Source organism: Streptomyces sp. NPDC050534 (assembly GCF_044457745.1).
In the GTDB taxonomy this organism is placed as follows: Bacteria; Actinomycetota; Actinomycetes; order Streptomycetales; family Streptomycetaceae; genus Streptomyces.
In genome coordinates, this window is the sequence record NZ_JBITHF010000009.1 from 1 (window position 1) to 16142 (window position 16142).

Here is a 16142-nt window from a genome sequence, read left to right on the forward strand (position 1 = left end):
TGGCCGGCGCGCAGCAGGCGGCTGGGGCTGGTGGCGGCCACCCGCAGCGAACGGCGCACCGGTGCGGTGCGGGGGCTGCCGTCCCAGTGGCAGCCCCCTCTGGGCGATCCTCCTCGTGGGACTCGGCGGCGGCCTGCTCGGCGGCACAGGTGCCTACTTCGGCGCGCGGCGCTCCGCACGCTCGCTCCGCCAAAGCGCCGAAGAGGCCCTGAAGCACGAACGGACCCGCCTGCTCAACGAACGCTTTAGCACCGCAGCCGAACTCCTCGGCCACGGTGAAGCAGCCTGTCGCCTCGCCGGCGTCCACGCCATGGCCGGACTCGCCGACGACTGGACCGAACGCCGACAAACCTGCATCGGTGTCCTCTGCGCCTACCTCCGCATGCCTTACCCACCCAAACCCGACGAGACTGCACCATCCGAACAGCACCTCGCCTGGCAAGCCAACCGCGAAATCCGCCACACCGTCATCCGAACCATCCGAGACCACCTCACATCGTCCCTCACCCCGCCCGAAGCATCCTGGAACAAATACCACCTCGACCTCACTGGCACCGTCTTCGATGGCGGGGACTTCACCGGCGCTAAGTTCAGTGGTGGCACCTTGAGCTTCGCCCGCGCGCAGTTCGCGGGTGGCGAGGTGAAATTCCGCGACGCCGAGTTCTCCGGCGGCGAGGTGAAATTCCGCGACGCCGAGTTCTCCGGCGGCGAGGTGAACTTCGACGCGGCCAAGTTCTCCGGCGGCGAGGTGAACTTCCGTGGTGCCCACTGGACAACGCCCCCGACCTTCGACAATGGCGTGTTGGCAGCACCACCGGCCGGTCTCCTCCCACCCCGGCCGCAGGGCGATCCGGACACGACTGCATGACCCCAGCCGCGCGAGCAACCCGCCTCCGAATAACGTTGTGGTCGCCAAGTCAGCCGACCAGAAGCAGCCTCGCCGCCCCCGGTATCGACCCGTTGAACCCCACTGATCTGCCACCCTCCGTCACTCGCATCAGATGCGAGAAAACCGCATCCAATGCGAGTCGCCGGAAGGGCGCAGGCCAGCCCCCTGGACCGGTGCTGTCCACGCGTTGCCAGCCGCTATCGTGAGCACCAGCGCAGTAGCCCAATTCCCCGGTCAGACCGGGTGATTGACGCCCTGGACGGCGACGATGCGCATACCGTCGCGAGTTCGCATCAGATGCAATTGGCGGCGCTTGGAACATCGGAACGAAAACCGGCGCTTGCACTCTCCGTGACGGTCACCACAGATGATGGCCCGTTATCCGTGGGACGACTTCAGACGGGCCCGGTCGGCGATGTTCCTCAACCCCCTCGTCACGTGCCTTCCCACGAAATTGGCCTGGTGTGACGCCAAGTCGACATGCGTACGCGGGACTCTCGCCGAAGCTGGCACAGCGGCAACGGGCTTGGCGGGCTGCGGACTTACACGCGAGTTACCAAAAATTCATGCCGCCAGGGGAGACGACGAAGACAACCGCAGCCCGCTCGCGGAGGAGGTGGCGGCACGCGGCGACGACCAAGAACTGCAGTGTGTATGACCCCATTTCTGCACTCGATTACGCAGAGTAATGAAGCCAATCACGCGACAGCTCACTAGTGTCCGTGACGAACAGCAAGAGGCCCGCTCACCGAGGACTTTACCGGAACGCGGCGAGCGGGCTCCCTCACAGGGCCTGGATTAGGAGGTCCCAACCCATGGTGACCCTGTTGACTCTCATTGTCGTAGCCGCCCTCGCCGGTTGCGCAATCTACCTGGCACAGAAGGACGAGAAACTTGGCACGGCGATCCTGGTCGGCGTCGGCGTCGCGGCGCTGCTGATACAGCTCTTGGGGGTGAACCCAGCCCGCGTCGAGCAGGGCACCCCCGGGCAGGCCCCGGCCACTACCCAGACGAGCCCGCCTCCGCCCGTGAGCCCGTCCGTATCCGTGGCCAGCGGGCGGTGAGCGTGCGGCCGCCGGTCAGCCGCGTGCTGGTCCCTGACGGGCTCCTCGTCGACGTCGGCCGACCGGTGCCGGCCCAGGAACTGTCGAGCCGTATTTCCGTCAGAACAGCGGGAGCGTCTCGACGGCGGCCGCGGTGGTCGCGTCCTCGGGAAGTTCTTCCTGTACGGCGACGGCGGCGGCGGGCACGTGAGCCATGGAGCTGGGGCACAGCACCAGGGCCCGGGGCGTGCGCTTGTGGTCGTGCACGCTGAGCATGCCGATCGTTCTGGTGGGCACGGCCGCCACGGTGTCGTCACACGCGGGGCACTGCACGAGCGGGTATCTCGCCATGCCTCCAGTGTCGTACGGACCACTGACACCCCGTAGGCCGATCACTCGTGGCCCTCTCGGCGGCGGGCCCGCTTCTCGGCGCAGATCGCCCGGGAGAACCCGGAGCTGCTGGCCTACTCGCAGACAGCCTGACCTGCGACGAGCCGCCGCCGTAGGTGTACGCGGCGGCTCAGGGCTGCAACTTGAATCCCTGACTCTGTAAGTGCGGGAGTACCGGGCTCTGGCATCCTGCTGAGGGGCGTACCACTGCCAGTCCGCCCGGATTCGCTCTGCATCCGGGCCCGCATCGCCTACGGCCAGATCGCCCGCTCCGGCTGGGCGGCGGGGACTGCCGCAGTCTGCGTGGGCTCCTGTACGGGAGCGGGCTTGTGCTCCTGCTCGTAGAGGACGCCGGAAACGATGAGCAGCAATTCGACCAGCAAGAAGAAGGCGCCGGCGCGATACCACCAACCACAGAAATCCAGGTGGCGACCGTTCTGATCCTTTGCTGCTGTGTTCATGCCTCTGATCGCGGCTGCCTTGATGTTGAGCGTCCCGTGGCCCTGCGTGCAGCAGTCGAGCATCTCTACTGCCGGGGCCCCGTGCATCCAGTTGACGGGGGTCGGCTGGAGGACGCGCCAGACACAAATCGCCAGGAGCAAGAGATTCCCCATGAGGGCCCACATGCACCAGGATGGCAGGGTCAGGCCCTTGCTCGAATCTGCGCTGAACAGTCCGATGCTGGTGGCGAAGGTGGCGAGTGCTGCTGCGACCGCGAGCAAGGCTGACGCTCGCTTCCGGAGGTCCTCAAGCCGGGCTCGCTGTTCGGTCAGCCGGTCGACCGCCGCCGTGTAGGCCGCATCCACGACCTTGCAGCAGTTGTCGTAGTCGTGGCTTTCTTCCCTGTTTTCCTCGCCGCTCCCCTCGACCGTCACTGTGGAGTTCCCTCCATCGCGCTTGGGCCAAAGAATCCAGAATCGTCGGTTCGGCAGGCGCCGCTCGGGATGGTTGCCGCGCAGCCGGCGTTGGTCAGTTTCCGGCCTAGTCATGCTCGGACCTCCAGCCTGGACAACATGAAGCTAAGGCGGTCCTGGCAGGTCAGCCACTGCGCATTACTCCACTTGCCGGGGCGGTGCATGGTTGTTGCCGGTTCAGCGCGAGCACAAGGTGCGGACTCCGGGTTCGCTCACGGGTGCGGCGCGACCGTAGGAGTTCTGGACTCCGCAAGTACGGACCTTCCGCAGTCCGGTCCCAGGTTCAGCTGGGCCGGTCGGGGCCGGGTCCGAGGAGGCACCTGGTTGCACGCCGGGCCGACTGGCGCCCGGCGTCGACGAGCCGGGGCAGCTAGTCGGCGGCCCGGTCGGCGACGGTGCCCGACCGTGGGACGCCGGTGTCCGGTGGGAGGGGGTGGGACTGAGGTCCGGTGCCCAGCGGGCGGAGGGTGGTGCACAAGGCCTCATCCTGGCAGGTCGGGGCGGGGCGGCTGGCCTATTCGGCGGCCGCGGTGCACGTGCCCTGCCCCCGGTGGTAGAGCGCGCACACGCAGCGGCAGCCGCCGGGCCCGGTGCTGCTCCCAGGTGAACAGACACGTCTTGGTCAGGTAGAGCACGGGGCGCACGGGTTCAGGTTCGCCGACCATGCCGGAGACGGTAGCGGTGCGGCCCGCCGAGGTGTGCGCGTTGGGCGCAGCTCACCCGCGGACTCCGGGATTCTGTGAGTCCGGGATTCCCGTACTCGCCGATGGCGCTGCTGCGGCGGCGCGCGCACGCCGTACGGTGTCGGCATGCCCACCGACGACGCCCTGCCCCCGGTCCGGTGACCTTGCCGGACGAGCAGAAAGTGGACGGCCGCCTGCACGAGCGGCGCCAGTGGCCGCTGGGGGGCTGGATGTACCGGGTGGGCCTGTCGATGTGGGTCAACGACGGGCCGTCGGAGAGCGTCGAGCCGCGCGAGTAGGGGTGCCGTTAACGAACGGTGCACCAAGTGCCATGTAGCTCAGGGTGATGAACTGCGGGCCGATATCGGAACGGTGTCCGAACGCTGCCGGTTCGGCCGCGTGGCTGTCCTTGAGCCGAGACTGCTGCACGGACTGCTAGAGATCTTTAACGGCTGGGGTTACGGGGGTTGAAGGTCGAGTCCGGTCCTGGCCGTGAGGCCCTCGATGAGATCGGGCCGGTACTGCATCCGTTTCAGCCGCGTCTTCACCAGAACGGTGAGCTGGTCGAGGTTGTGTTTGGTGAGGTTGGCCAGCGATCTCTTCACGTGCGACCACACCCCCTCGACCGGGTTGAACTCGGGAGCGTACGGCGGCAACTGGTAGACGGTGAGCCATAATCGGGCGGCGATCAACTGCTGCATGGTGCGGCTGACGTGCGTGTTCAGGTTGTCCCACACCAGCACGATCGGCCCGCCGAGCTGTTGGTGTGCGCCGTCCAGCAGGCGGGCGGTACTCGGTCTCGGTGAAGCCCTTGCGCCGGCCCTTGGCGGGACCGCGGTCCAGGTGGATGCGGTAGATCAGCCGTGACCGCTGGTCGGCTTTGGTGCAGATCAGCGCAGCCATCGAGACGCGTTTGGTGCCTTGGGCGGTGACCTTCACGACCGGGGTGTGACCGCGGCGGCCCCACGAGCGGCCCTTGGGCGGCCTCAGGCCCTGACCTGCCTCGTCTTCGAAGCAGAGCCAGGCGCCCAGGTCCGCCGCCCTCTTTTTATGACGGGCCACTGCTCGTCCTTCCACGCAGTGATCTTCGACTCGTCCCGCCCGGTGGCCTGGCGGGCCGGGACCTGCACGCTCCAGCCGATGCGATGCAGCAGCAGGTCGAGCCCGGCCAGGGTGTACTCGACACCGAACCGGCGGTGCACGATCTCGGCGATCCTCGCCAGCGTCCAGCACTGGTCGCCAAAACCCCATGCGGCCGGACCGGCTTCCAACACCGCCTCCAAAACACGCAGTTGACGGGCGCTGAGCTTGCAGCGGGCGCCGCCCGGCCCCTTGGAGACCAGGGCCTGCCGGCCGCCCGACGCCAGGGCCCGACGCCAGCGGTTCGCCGACATCCGCGTCACCCTGAACCGCCGGGCCACCTCCCGGTCACTGGCTCCCGCCTCGATCAAGTCAGCTGCCGCGAGACGAACTTGCTCACGGCGAACCCGTTCCTCGGCCGTCAGCCCACCGCCATCGGGATACCTCACCCCTCCGGCATAGCGCGGCCCACACCAACCGTCACGACCCGACGTAACCTCCACCATTAAAGATCTCTAGATGCGTGGGTGCAGTCGGGCGGACATGGCTCATGGCGGCTCACCGACGTGCGAGCCGCCATGGCCGTCGTTGTTCGACGTGGCGCCGCGCGCAGGACTACTGGCCACTGCCTCCGGTGTACGTCGCGATCAGCTTGCCGAGCAGCTTGCCCAGAACGCTGTCGCTGAGCGCCTTCTTGTGGACCTTGAACCGCCACTTCCCGGCGGTGGTGCGCTCCAATTCCAGGTCGGTTTGCAGAGCCAGCACCACCAGCGCGCCCACCCCAACCGTCACTGGGTCGAACCGTGACGAGGCGCTGATGCCCTGCCGTGTCATCGCGATCGCCCGCTCCATCACCGGGGCCGCGTCGAGCCTCTCGGCGACCAGATAGCCCAGGGTGTCCCGCGCTAGTGCGCCTGGGGTCACTGCTCCGTCGGCCGCGACGATGCTCGGCCCGGTCGTCCCCTCGACCTCGACGGGTTCCCCGGCGGCCTCGCGGATCTGGGCGTCCAGCTGCCGTGCACGGGCCAGGTCGGGCAGGCGTCGGTCTCGGTCCAGGACCAGGGCGAGCACGGCGATCGCCTGCTCGTCGGTGAGTGAGTCAACCTCGGACACGTGCATCTAGGCCCTCCTATGCGGGAGTTCAGGGGCTGCAACGGGAACTGAATCAAGGGGGAGAAGGCGGGCCGCAACGGCTCAGTCTGCCAGCGCCGACAGCGCTGCATCGATCAGAGGTCACTCTCGTCGGGAGAGTCGCCGTTGTTGACAGTGGCCCAGAGCGTGGGGTCGACCGGGTCGGAGTCGTCCAATGCGGCCAGGGTCCGCGCCAGGATCGCGGTGTCGATTTCGTCCAGGCCCGCGGCCAGCGCGGCCCGGTCGCGGTCCCCGGCCCGTACCCGCCGCATGACGGCGGTCAGATCGGCCCAGTCGCTGGTCTTCGCGCATTCGTCCAGGGCTTTGTCCAAGAACGCGGCTGCTTGCTGGTGTTGGGCGCCCTCGGCGCCGCCCGGTGCGCCGTTCTTGTTTCTGGGACTGTCGACGGTGGCGACCAAAGCGGATATGACCGGCTCCCAGGCCCGCAGATGCCGAGGCACGTTGAGGACCTGCTCGGCTGGTATGGCGCGAGCCAAGGCCAGCACCTCGTCCATCGCGGCCTGCTCATCCTGTGCGCGACGGGGAAGCTGAGCCGCCAGGGCGGCCAGGTAGACCCCGTCTATCTGGTCCACGATCGCGCAGACCTGCCCGAACGTGGCGGGCGGTGGTGGTGCGTCGGACACGCGCAGCAGTCTTGCGATGGCGGAGACCCGTCCGTGTAACAGGCCGGAGTTGGTCTGGTATGCGATGACGGCGGCGGCAAGTCGGTGCGCCCATACGAGTTCGGTCTGATGGGGGTATCCGTTGAGGTAGTTGGCCAAGTTGTGGTGAGTGATTCCGATATGAGCGATATCCCCGGTCGTGTATGTCAGGCGCAGGGCGTCACGTTGCAGGGAGAGTGACGCTTCACCGTGACCCAGGCTGTATTCGATGTCGGCCAAGGCGCCGAGGTCCTTGGCAAGGCCGGAGATGTCGTGGTTGGCCTCGTCGACGTCTCGGCACCACAGCAGCAGAGCACGGGCTTTGTCCAGTTGGCCGAGGGCCCGTAGGGCGCCGTAGTCATTGAATGCGGCTTGGGCCGTTCTATATTCGGTGGCGCCTCGCTCCTTCTTGACGCGCAAGTTTTCGGCGTTGAGGTCCAGGGCCCTTTGCCACTCCTCCAGTTCGCTGGCTGCGGCGCGGCCGACGTCGAGGATAGTCTCGCGGATGTTCCACGGCTCGGCGGTCTCGGCTTGGTCGGGCGGGTCTGGCAGGGTGGCCATGTGGGTCCGAATGCGGTCGACGGCTTCCAGAACATGACGGCTAGCCCCCTGCAGCAGGTGGATCTGCAGCCGCCGGCTCTCAACCGACAGTTGGGTCCATGGCCCATATCCGGCGGCGCGAATGTCTTCGTGCATCTGATCGAGCAGGGTGAGTGCTTCCTCGTACCGGCCCATTTCCCGACACCAGTTGGCCAGTTCACCCGCGATGACCGAAGCGGCTTTGTGGTCGCCGCGTTGGTGGACCTGGTCGAGGAGACGACGCAGCTCGAGTACGGCATCGGTGGGCCGCAGTCGGCCCAGGGCACGGGCGTGGGTGAATCCACACCGGACCTCCAGGTTCGGGCTCGTTCCGGTTGTGGCTTCGACGGCAGCCTGCAGGAACGGCAGCAGCGCGGCCGCGGTATCTGGCGACGTGTCACGGATCAGCACTTCGCCCAGAACGCCGACGAGGGTGGTCCAGTCTCTCTGGCGAGCCAGGTACGGAGCTGCGGCCTTGGCAGCGTGCAGGATCAGCTCCCCCATTCCCTCCCGCTCTCGCTCCAGCCCCCCTGCGAGAGTGGCCAGCCAGAGCTGAGCGGTGTGGGTGTCGATCAGGTTGGTGATGGCGGGTGGGGTGTGGCTGCGGGCGGTTTCGGCGACCCCAGGATGGATCCGATACCGGGCCACCTCGTTCATGCTGGGGTTGGTGTCGACGGCGACCAGAGCTTGCTCCAGCAAAGGCCCCACCGCCACGTCGATGGGCGGGGCCGGGTCGGGATGCCCCAGCTCCGGCCACAAGAGCGGCCACAACTTCTCGACGACGATCGAGGTCCGGTCGTCGTCCTCCAGCCCAGCCAACAGCGTGAATAAGACCCCCGATGCAGCCGGCAGCCGCTGAGCGGTGGCCCGGGTCCAGGTGGCCAACACCTGGTAGTAATCCTGATCACTGCCCTGGGGTTGGCCGGTGTCCAGGAAATCCTGCAGCCGGACGCCGCGGGTCAGCCAGGTGGTATCGATCTCGTCCAGCCGGGCCGCCAACGCCACCGGGTCGGCAGCCTGCCCGTCGGCCAGTTCGATCAGCTTCGGGTGCCCCTGCACCACCGCCAGGACGCGAGCGGCCAAGCTGCGCCCGGACCGCGGGTCGTGACTGCCCCCAGTGGGGGTGTCGATCAGGGGCTTGAGGTTGGGCCACTCGCGGGCCAGAAGTACCGACTCCTGCAACGCCAGCGCGTGCACCGGCTCGGTCCGCATTCCCGCTGGCAGGCTGGCGGGGCAGGTCCGAGAGGTGAGGATTACCCGGGACAGGCCGTTCGGGACCGTGACCGCCTCGATGAGCAGCCGCCACCGCTCGTCCCGCCATTTCCCATCGCTGGTGAGCAGGGACTCCAGGTTGTCCAACACCAGCAGCACTCGGTTCCGTTCGAGGAACTCGGTCAGCGTGGGCAAGAACGCCTTCAGTTGGGGAAGGCTGTCGGCCAGGTGCAGCAGTTGCAGACCGGGGATCTGTGCCTCCAAGTCTGCCGCCAGGGTAGTGAAGGCCGCCGCGATGTCCTGATCCTGCTGTGGGGCCTGGTGCCAGACCAGTACACGGAAGGTGTCCTGATGGGCGTAGGCCAACTCCACCGCACAGGCGGTCTTGCCCGCCCCGGCCATCCCGTGGAACAGCACCCCTGCCACCTTCGAGCGCGGGGCCAGGGCGGTGGAGGCCCGGGTCATCGGCCCGACCCGGCCCACGAACCGGGCAGGCTGGCCTGGGAACCTCGCCAGCTTTTCCCGCTCGGCTTGGAACACCAGCGGCTCGCCCACAGGGGCGACCAACTCCAGGCCCAGCGCCCGATTCCCAAACAGCGCCGGGGTGGCCGCCGACAACGCCGGTACTCCTGCCGTCGGTTGCAGGGGGATCACTCGGGTCGAGGTCAGGGTCAGCCCAAGCGCCCGATCGACCGGCTGGCCCTTGCCCAGAACCAGGTCGTAGAACCGCTCCGCCAGTCCGATCGCGAAGTCGTCCACAACCGGGTAACGCATCGCCAACACCGCGGCATCGACCCGGTCCGCCAACAAAGTGGCCAGCACCGACAACCCCGCGTCGTCAGATTGCCAGGGATTTTCCCAGGAACCATGGATGGGACGACTCGGTGGCGTGGAACCGGTCGGACCATGTCCAGGGACACCCCAACTGCGCCCCGCACCGTCCCCCGAAGGCGTCCCGTCCGAGCCCCGCCCCAGCTCGCCACCCTCAGGGAGCATCAGGCCGAGAAGACGCAGATGATCCTCAGCGGTCAGCGCCGCCGACTCGCACGCCGACAAGGTGATCAGTTTCAGACGGTCACCCGCCGCGCCGATCAGATCGACCAGTTCGTCCGCCTCGATCACATCACGTCGGCCGGTGTCGTCCTCGAGCACTAGCCCTGCGGGCAGGCCGTGCCCGGACATGTGCAGGAGATCCCACCCCTCCGCTTCGAGCAGGGCCTCCTCCAGCCGGTGCCGGGTGGCACCGTACTGCAACACCCGTAACTCCACTGCCCGGTTGTTCACCTCCGCGATGTCGTTCACCAACCGAGCCAGGGCATACCGCTCGCGGCGCAGATTCAACGCCGTGGTGTCCTCCGGCAGGCTGAACGCCGCTAACATCCGCAGCTTCTCCCCCACGGGGCGCTTCATCGTCGGTGGCCGTCCAAGCGGATCAGTCACAAACGTCACCCTCGACTCCGCCAGCGTCCGACCGTGCACCTGGGCGGCCTGCCACGGCCGATACGCCAGCATCTGCGCCGGCCCCGGCGGCACCACCAGGTGCACCGGTCCCGGACGCCGTGCCAGCTCCCGCGCCACACTTCGGCCGAGTGCCCACTCCGTGATCCACTCCCCGACGTCGCTCAGCAGTTCGGCCTCGTGCTCCAACCGCCGGTCGATCGCGGCCCGCCACCGCAGGAACCACTCCAGGTCCGTGAAACCCTCCCACCCCGGCGCGTCCCGCCCGCCCGGCGCATCCAGATCCACCTCGTGATCCGCCAGGAACTCACCCCCCGATCCCGACAGCAGCCACCGCCACCGCGACGGACTCGTCCAGTCCTTGACCTCCAGCCGCAGGGCCTGCCAGCCCTTGGCCCCCGATGGCAGCATGTGCCGCCTCCCCTCACCCTGGCGCGCCCGACATCAGACAGCGGACGGTTCGGTACTTCGTACTGTCTTGAGGCAATCCGTCCGTGGGCAAGGAGCGCTTCCCGGGCGCGCCAAACCAGTGGGCTGCCAGCGAAGTTGGCACAGCCCGTCCAGACATCGCAGTCCAGTCCGCATTTCCAACCAAACCTGCCGAGAACCGAACTTCATGTATACAGGCAAGCGTTAGTCACGGGACAGGTTTTCAAGAGGATCTCGCGGCAGACAGGAGACCCCTCACGTGCTCATGTGCCCCCGCAAGCAACGACCAACAGCGGCGCCACTCAGCACTGGGCTACCGCACCCCGATCGAGTACGAACTACTCTCCGAACAAGACACCATCCACGCTGCCAGTCAGCCACCGCAGCTGGAACCCAAACCGTGGGGCAGGTCAACCTGTCACCCGAACCTGCACCAGACCCACGTCCAAGAGCGCGGCTACGGCGTCCCGCCGAGCGAGGAGAGCCGTCGCGCACGCACTGTATGCCTGCCGACGGGCCCTCTGTTCCTCCGTGTCCGTCTGTGCCCGGCTGGTGATCCTTGCCGAGCCCAGGGTGCCAGCCGCTCCGGCGACCGTGCCAAGAAGCGTGCCGCCGATGCCAGCGAGGCCGAGCAAAGTCGTTGAATCCACTGGGCCATTGTCGGGGGCGACGAAGGCCTCCGGCGGTCCCGCGGAGGCGCTGACCAATCAGTGACCTGCGCGCTGGAGACTGACGGCTCCACCAGACGTGACTGCCAGCCCCTCGTCACCACGGCCATGGCTGCCTGCTCGCTCGGCATCAAGCCTGACAGCTTCCGCACCTGGGCACGTTAGGCAGCGCGTACAAGATGAGCCAGCAGATTTACAGCGGGCTCCGCCCGCACCGTCTCACCAGGGAGTTCCCTCAAAGCGTGGTCAGTGGGGGACATCTGGGGGAAACCGACCGACAGCGCTCAGCCCTTCGTGCTGGAGCACAGCCTCGTACCCCCAGCCCGCCCTGATACTGGACTTGGGGATGTAGGCCGCCACGCTGTACCTCTTCCCCTCCTCGTCGACTCCGTCATCCTGAGGGCCGGACAAGGCTCATCATCTACGCGACGTCGGGCCGTGTCATCAGTGGCGACCGCACATGCAACTCCAGGCTGGGGCCGGTCAAGGGCACGGTGCTCCATGTCGCCACCGCGGTCCTCGCCTCGGCGTCGACGACCAACCGAACGTGGTGCGGGGTGGTGACGACGTGGAGATCAGCGACGAACGTGCTGCCCTGCCAGGCACCGGCCGCGACGACAGGTCGGCCGAGCGGGGAGCTTTCCTGCCAGTCGCCCTGCCCGACCTCGACGTCGAAGAGCGACACGAACCGTACGGTCCATCCGCCGTCGGCGGGATCGATGATCACCGTCGTTCCGTCGGGCAGGGCCGAGCCTTCGGCGGAGGCGTCGAGTGTCCCGCTGGCCGAACGCCCCGGGTCGGCCGAACCTGACACCAGCGCCATTGACAGCCGCCGCAGCCGATCGGCGAGGATCTCGTCGTCGCGGGTGCTTCACGCGTGGTCCAGGCCGGGCAGCAGGCACTCCCACAAGGGGTCGAGGACTTCCTCCTCCTGCGTTACGGCGCCAGTGACCGCGACCACGAGATCGCATGACGGGACGACCACGCACAGCTGTGCCGCCGCGGAGGGCACCCATGCGTGGGTGGCCCGGCCTGCCCAGAACGGGCGTCGGCTGCCCGGTCCGAATCGCCATGGTGATCACTGGGGTCGTTCGCCGGCCCGCTCGCCAGATCCCCGCGTCGGCAGTGAGAGCCGGCTTCCTCGGCCTGGACGTCGGCAAGGGCGAACACCATGCCACCGCCGTCACCCCGACCTGGAAGAAGGTTTCGAAAAGCAGCTGCCCAAACAGCGAGCCCGAACTCCGCGAAGTCTTCGGCAAGTTGAAGGCCAATCACCGCACCGTCCTCGTCATCGTCGGCCAGCCCGCCGCGATCGGCGCCCTGCCGATCGCGGTCGCGAAGGACATGGGCTGCGCGGTGGCCTATCTTCCGCGTCTGACGACGCGGCGGATCGCTGATCTCTATCCCGGCGAGGCCAGATCTCCAACCGGCTGCGCGGCCTGCTCAACCCGGCCGTGCTCACACTGCTCGACCAGTTCGGCTCCCCGGCCCAGATCCGCAAGGCCGGACGCCGCCGGTTGATCTCACTGTTGCGGTCGAAGGCGCCGCGGATGGCCGAGCGTTTGGGCGATGACATCTTCACCGCACTCGACGAGCAGACCGTCGTCGTTCCCGGCACGGACGCCGCCGCTCTGATCGTTCCCAGCCTGGCCAACTGGCTGCAGGCAGTGCTCGACCAGCGCAAATTCCTCGCGGCCAGGATCGAGGAACTGCTGGAGAACCACCCTCTCTCCAAGGTCCTGACGTCCATCCCCGTCATCGGCGTCAGGACCGGAGCCCGCGTCCTCATCGACGTCGGCGACGGCACCGCTTTCCCGTCCGCCGCCCACCTCGCCGCCTACGCCGGTCCCGCCCCGGCGACCAGAAACTCCGGGTCCTCCATCCGCGGCGAACAGCCCTCCCGCCGAGGCAACAAGCAGCTCAAGCGAGCCTTCTTCCTGTCCGCGTTCGCGGCCCTGGCCGACTCAGTCTCGCGGGCCTACGACGACGAGAAGATCGCTCAGGGAAAGCACCACGCCCAAGCCCTCCTCTGCCTCGCGCGACGACGAGCCGACGTGCTCTTCGCGATGCTCCGCGACGGCACCTTCTACGACCCACAACCAAGCCTTACGGGTTGACGAAACCCATAGGAGCACCCCCCAGATGCACACGCGCTGAGTCCAGGTAGCACCACTCGTCCGCCAACGCTGAGGCTCGGCAAGGCCGCTGACCGGCCGGGACTGCGGCGGCGTTCTGGATGCGGGTGCGGACGGGCACGACTTTCTGTCCTCGCCCGCCCCCGACTGGGAGGCGGGCGAGGACATCCGCTAAAGCGGGCTTCATGCCAGGCCGTTGACCAACCCGGCGAACAGGGAGGGCTGGCGCGCGGCGGTGGGGACGATCAGGCGGGTGAGTCGGGGGTGGGCGCGGAGGCGTACCAGTGTGTCGGTGAGGAGTCGGTGGCGGCGTGAGGTCCGGCGCCAGGCGTGTTCATAGTCCTGGGGTTGGTCCTCTCGGATGCAGCGGACGAGCTGGGCGGCACCGGCCAGGGCGACGGAGATGCCTTCGCCGGTGAGTGCGTCGATGTATCCGGCGGCATCGCCCACCAGGAGGACTCGGCCGGCCACCCGGCCGCGGACCCGTTGCCGCAGCGGTCCTGCGCCGCGGACGGCTGAGGAGGTGTGCGTGGCCAGGCGGGCGGCCAGGGAAGGAAAGCCGGCGAGTTGTACGTCGAAGGGTGCCCGCTCGCTGGTGAGGATGGCCACGCCGAGCAGCTCGGGCCCCAGCGGGGTGACGTAGGCCTCGGCTCGCGTGGACCAGTGGACCTCGACGTGGTCGGTCCAGGGCGCGATCGTGAAGTGTCTGCGCAGCCCGTAACGGGGTGGGCGCGGATCGGGCAGGTCCAGGCCGAGATGGCGGCGGACGGGCGAATGCAGGCCGTCGGCGGCTGCGAGGTATCGGGCCGTCAGCCCGGCTGCGCCGACGCTGCCGGCGTCCTGACGGACCGTGACTGCGTCGACCTTGACCGGGTGCACGGGGACGCCCAGCTCCGCCACCCGCCGGGCCAGTGCCGCGTGCAGGTCCGTACGCCGCACGCCCAGGCCGGGTCCGTGGCGGAAGCCCGCCTCGGCGTGGTGCCGGGCGTCGGCGGCGGCGTCGAGGTAGCGGATGCCGCGCAGAGGTTGCCCGGGCGGGGCGATGCCCAGTTCGGCGAGGGCTCGCACCGCGCCCGGCATCAGGCCTTCGCCGCAGGCCTTGTCGACCGGCGTCGGCCGGGGCTCGGCCACGGCCACGTCGAGTCCGGCGCGGGCGGCGTGGATCGCGGTGGCGAGTCCGGCCGGCCCGCCGCCGACGATCAGCAGGTCGAGCATGGCGGGGTCGCGGGGGCCGGAGGTGGGGCGGACCGAGCCAGTGCCGTGTTCTCGCAGCGGAGCCGGACGGTCAGGAGGGGCAGGTTGAGCAGAGTGAAGCCGGTCGCGGTCAGCCATGCTCCGTGGACCAGCGGCAGGGCGAGTCCCTCCACGACCACGGCAAGGTAGTTGGGGTGGCGCAGCAGCCGGTAGGGACCGGCGCTGACCAGCGGCAGGCCGGGTACGACGATGACGCGGGTGTTCCATCGCGGTCCGAGGGTGTTGATGCACCACCAGCGCAGCGCCTGTGCCCCGAGCGTGAGGGCCAGCATCGGCCAACCGAGCAGCGGCTGGAAGGGCCGCGGGGCGAGCTGGGTCTCGGCGAGGCAGCCGACCAGCAGTGCGGTGTGCAGGGCGACCATCGCCGGGTAGTGACCGTCCCCGTACGCCACGCCGCCGTGCGCGCGGCTCCAGGAGGCGTTGCGGCGCGCGACGACGAGCTCGGCGACCCGCTCGGCGGCCACCAGCAGGATCAGCACGGTGTAGCTGGTCATCTGTCACCTACCACCGCAGGAGTACGAGTTCGGAACTGAAGCCCGGCCCGAGCGCCAGCAGCAGGCCGGGGCTGCCGACCGGGGGCGGGCGCAGGGCGAGGGTGTCGCGCAGGATGTGCAGCACGGAGGCGGAGGAGAGGTTGCCGACCTCGGCGAGGGAGCGCCAGGTCAATTCCAGCGAGTCGGGCCCGAGGCCGAGTGTGTCCTGGAGCGCCTCCAGGACCTTGGGGCCGCCGGGGTGACAGACCCAGCCGGTGATGTCGTCCGGCTTGAGGTCGTATGTGGCCAGGAACGAGCGCACCTCTTCGCCCAGGTGGAGCCGGACCAGTTCCGGCAGTTCGGCGCCGAGAACGATCGTGAAGCCGCTGTCGCCGATGTCCCAGCCGAGGGCGTCCTCGGTGCCCGGGTACAGGCGGCTGCGGGTGGCCACCACCTGAGGTCCGGCGTACTCCTGGAGGCGGGGATGGTCCCGGCCGACGGCGACCAGCGCGGCGGCACCGTCGCCGAAGAGGGCACCGGCCACCATGTTCTGCGCGGAGGTGTCACCGCGCTGCAGGGTGAGGGAGCACAGCTCGATGGAGAGCAACACCGCGACCTGGTCCGGGTGGCCCTGCAGATAGTCGTGGACCCTGGCCAGCCCGGCGGCGCCGGCCGCGCAGCCCAGGCCGAAGACCGGCACGCGCTTGACGTCCGGGCGAAGCCCCATGCGCCCGGCCAGCCGGGCCTCCAGGGACGGAGCCGCGATCCCGGTGACCGAGGTCGCGAAGACGAGGTCCACTTCGTGCGGGGCGAGCCCGGCGTCGTCCAGGGCGGCTCGCAGTGCCTCCTCGCCGAGCCGCAGGCCTTCCTCGATGAACAGGTCGTTGGCCTGGCCGAAGCCGTCCAGCAGGGCGTACCGCTCCAGCGGCAGGGTGAGGTGGCGGGTGTGGACACAGGCTGTGGCGTGCAGCCGGTCCAGCACGCCACGGTCCCGCTCGGGGGCGGTAGCTCCGGGAAGGCGCATCACTGCGAGCGCATCGGTGATCTCGCGCTGGTGGTAGCGGTGAGCCGGCAGCGCTCCGTGGACGGCGGCGATACGCGTCATCCGGCAAGAATACGGACGATCATCAAATAATCCTTAC

13 protein-coding genes and 2 pseudogenes are annotated in these 16142 nt (G+C 68.5%); 4 read left to right on the forward strand and 11 right to left on the reverse strand.

What is annotated here, in order from left to right:
* On the forward strand, positions 1 to 868 hold an 868-nt coding region (locus tag ACIBN2_RS27780; RefSeq protein WP_399138249.1), incomplete at its 5' end, for a pentapeptide repeat-containing protein.
* An 836-nt stretch (positions 869 to 1704) separates the two neighbouring features.
* Complete coding sequence (locus ACIBN2_RS27785; RefSeq protein WP_399138251.1) at positions 1705 to 1953, forward strand: hypothetical protein; 249 nt, start codon at positions 1705 to 1707, stop codon at positions 1951 to 1953.
* 99 nt (positions 1954 to 2052) lie between these two features.
* Here ACIBN2_RS27785 and ACIBN2_RS27790 read toward each other — a convergent pair whose 3' ends face one another.
* From ACIBN2_RS27790 to ACIBN2_RS27800, 3 genes are all read right to left on the reverse strand, one after another.
* On the reverse strand, positions 2053 to 2229 hold the full coding sequence (locus tag ACIBN2_RS27790; protein WP_399138253.1) for a hypothetical protein: 177 nt from the start codon (positions 2227 to 2229) through the stop codon (positions 2053 to 2055).
* Positions 2230 to 2573: 344 nt separating this feature from the next.
* Positions 2574 to 3311, reverse strand: coding sequence for a hypothetical protein (locus ACIBN2_RS27795; RefSeq protein WP_399138255.1), 738 nt, complete (start codon positions 3309 to 3311; stop codon positions 2574 to 2576).
* 439 nt (positions 3312 to 3750) lie between these two features.
* Positions 3751 to 3804, reverse strand: coding sequence for a hypothetical protein (locus ACIBN2_RS27800; RefSeq protein ID WP_399138963.1), 54 nt, complete (start codon positions 3802 to 3804; stop codon positions 3751 to 3753).
* Positions 3805 to 4077: 273 nt separating this feature from the next.
* Here ACIBN2_RS27800 and ACIBN2_RS27805 point away from each other — a divergent pair, with 273 nt between their 5' ends.
* Complete coding sequence (locus ACIBN2_RS27805) at positions 4078 to 4218, forward strand: hypothetical protein (protein WP_399138257.1); 141 nt, start codon at positions 4078 to 4080, stop codon at positions 4216 to 4218.
* Between the two features lie 159 nt (positions 4219 to 4377).
* Here the strand turns inward: ACIBN2_RS27805 and ACIBN2_RS27810 are convergent.
* The 5 genes and pseudogenes from ACIBN2_RS27810 to ACIBN2_RS27830 all read right to left on the reverse strand — a co-directional run bounded on the left by ACIBN2_RS27810 (position 4378) and on the right by ACIBN2_RS27830 (position 11961).
* Positions 4378 to 4858: pseudogene (locus tag ACIBN2_RS27810) on the reverse strand (transposase).
* 47 nt (positions 4859 to 4905) lie between these two features.
* A complete protein-coding gene (locus tag ACIBN2_RS27815) occupies positions 4906 to 5505 on the reverse strand; it encodes a winged helix-turn-helix domain-containing protein (protein ID WP_399138259.1) in 600 nt (199 codons plus the stop codon).
* 109 nt (positions 5506 to 5614) lie between these two features.
* Positions 5615 to 6112, reverse strand: coding sequence for a hypothetical protein (locus tag ACIBN2_RS27820; protein ID WP_399138261.1), 498 nt, complete (start codon positions 6110 to 6112; stop codon positions 5615 to 5617).
* Positions 6113 to 6225: 113 nt separating this feature from the next.
* Complete coding sequence (locus tag ACIBN2_RS27825) at positions 6226 to 10452, reverse strand: CHAT domain-containing protein (protein ID WP_399138263.1); 4227 nt, start codon at positions 10450 to 10452, stop codon at positions 6226 to 6228.
* A 1107-nt stretch (positions 10453 to 11559) separates the two neighbouring features.
* Complete coding sequence (locus ACIBN2_RS27830; protein ID WP_399138265.1) at positions 11560 to 11961, reverse strand: hypothetical protein; 402 nt, start codon at positions 11959 to 11961, stop codon at positions 11560 to 11562.
* Between the two features lie 248 nt (positions 11962 to 12209).
* Here ACIBN2_RS27830 and ACIBN2_RS27835 point away from each other — a divergent pair.
* Positions 12210 to 13255: pseudogene (locus tag ACIBN2_RS27835) on the forward strand (transposase).
* A 201-nt stretch (positions 13256 to 13456) separates the two neighbouring features.
* Here ACIBN2_RS27835 and ACIBN2_RS27840 read toward each other — a convergent pair.
* From ACIBN2_RS27840 to ACIBN2_RS27850, 3 genes are read right to left on the reverse strand one after another with little or no spacing between them, the layout of a single operon-like run.
* A complete protein-coding gene (locus ACIBN2_RS27840) occupies positions 13457 to 14488 on the reverse strand; it encodes an NAD(P)/FAD-dependent oxidoreductase (RefSeq protein ID WP_399138267.1) in 1032 nt (343 codons plus the stop codon).
* Positions 14473 to 15021 (reverse strand): isoprenylcysteine carboxyl methyltransferase family protein, encoded by a 549-nt coding sequence (locus ACIBN2_RS27845; protein ID WP_399138269.1) that lies wholly within the window; start codon positions 15019 to 15021, stop codon positions 14473 to 14475. Before ACIBN2_RS27845 ends, ACIBN2_RS27840 begins: the two co-directional genes overlap by 16 nt.
* A 7-nt stretch (positions 15022 to 15028) precedes the next feature.
* Positions 15029 to 16105 (reverse strand): type III polyketide synthase, encoded by a 1077-nt coding sequence (locus ACIBN2_RS27850; protein WP_399138271.1) that lies wholly within the window; start codon positions 16103 to 16105, stop codon positions 15029 to 15031.
* Positions 16106 to 16142 lie beyond the last annotated feature (37 nt).

Excerpts from the sequence above, each read along its gene's own strand:
- ACIBN2_RS27785 (WP_399138251.1), top strand. The coding sequence starts at position 1,705 with ATGGTGACCCTGTTGACTCTCATTGTCGTAGCCGCCCTCGCCGGTTGC.
- ACIBN2_RS27795 (WP_399138255.1), bottom strand. The coding sequence starts at position 3,311 with ATGACTAGGCCGGAAACTGACCAACGCCGGCTGCGCGGCAACCATCCC.
- ACIBN2_RS27815 (WP_399138259.1), bottom strand. The coding sequence starts at position 5,505 with ATGGTGGAGGTTACGTCGGGTCGTGACGGTTGGTGTGGGCCGCGCTAT.
- ACIBN2_RS27825 (WP_399138263.1), bottom strand. The coding sequence starts at position 10,452 with ATGCTGCCATCGGGGGCCAAGGGCTGGCAGGCCCTGCGGCTGGAGGTC.
- ACIBN2_RS27830 (WP_399138265.1), bottom strand. The coding sequence starts at position 11,961 with ATGGCGCTGGTGTCAGGTTCGGCCGACCCGGGGCGTTCGGCCAGCGGG.
- ACIBN2_RS27840 (WP_399138267.1), bottom strand. The coding sequence starts at position 14,488 with ATGCTCGACCTGCTGATCGTCGGCGGCGGGCCGGCCGGACTCGCCACC.
- ACIBN2_RS27845 (WP_399138269.1), bottom strand. The coding sequence starts at position 15,021 with ATGACCAGCTACACCGTGCTGATCCTGCTGGTGGCCGCCGAGCGGGTC.
- ACIBN2_RS27850 (WP_399138271.1), bottom strand. The coding sequence starts at position 16,105 with ATGACGCGTATCGCCGCCGTCCACGGAGCGCTGCCGGCTCACCGCTAC.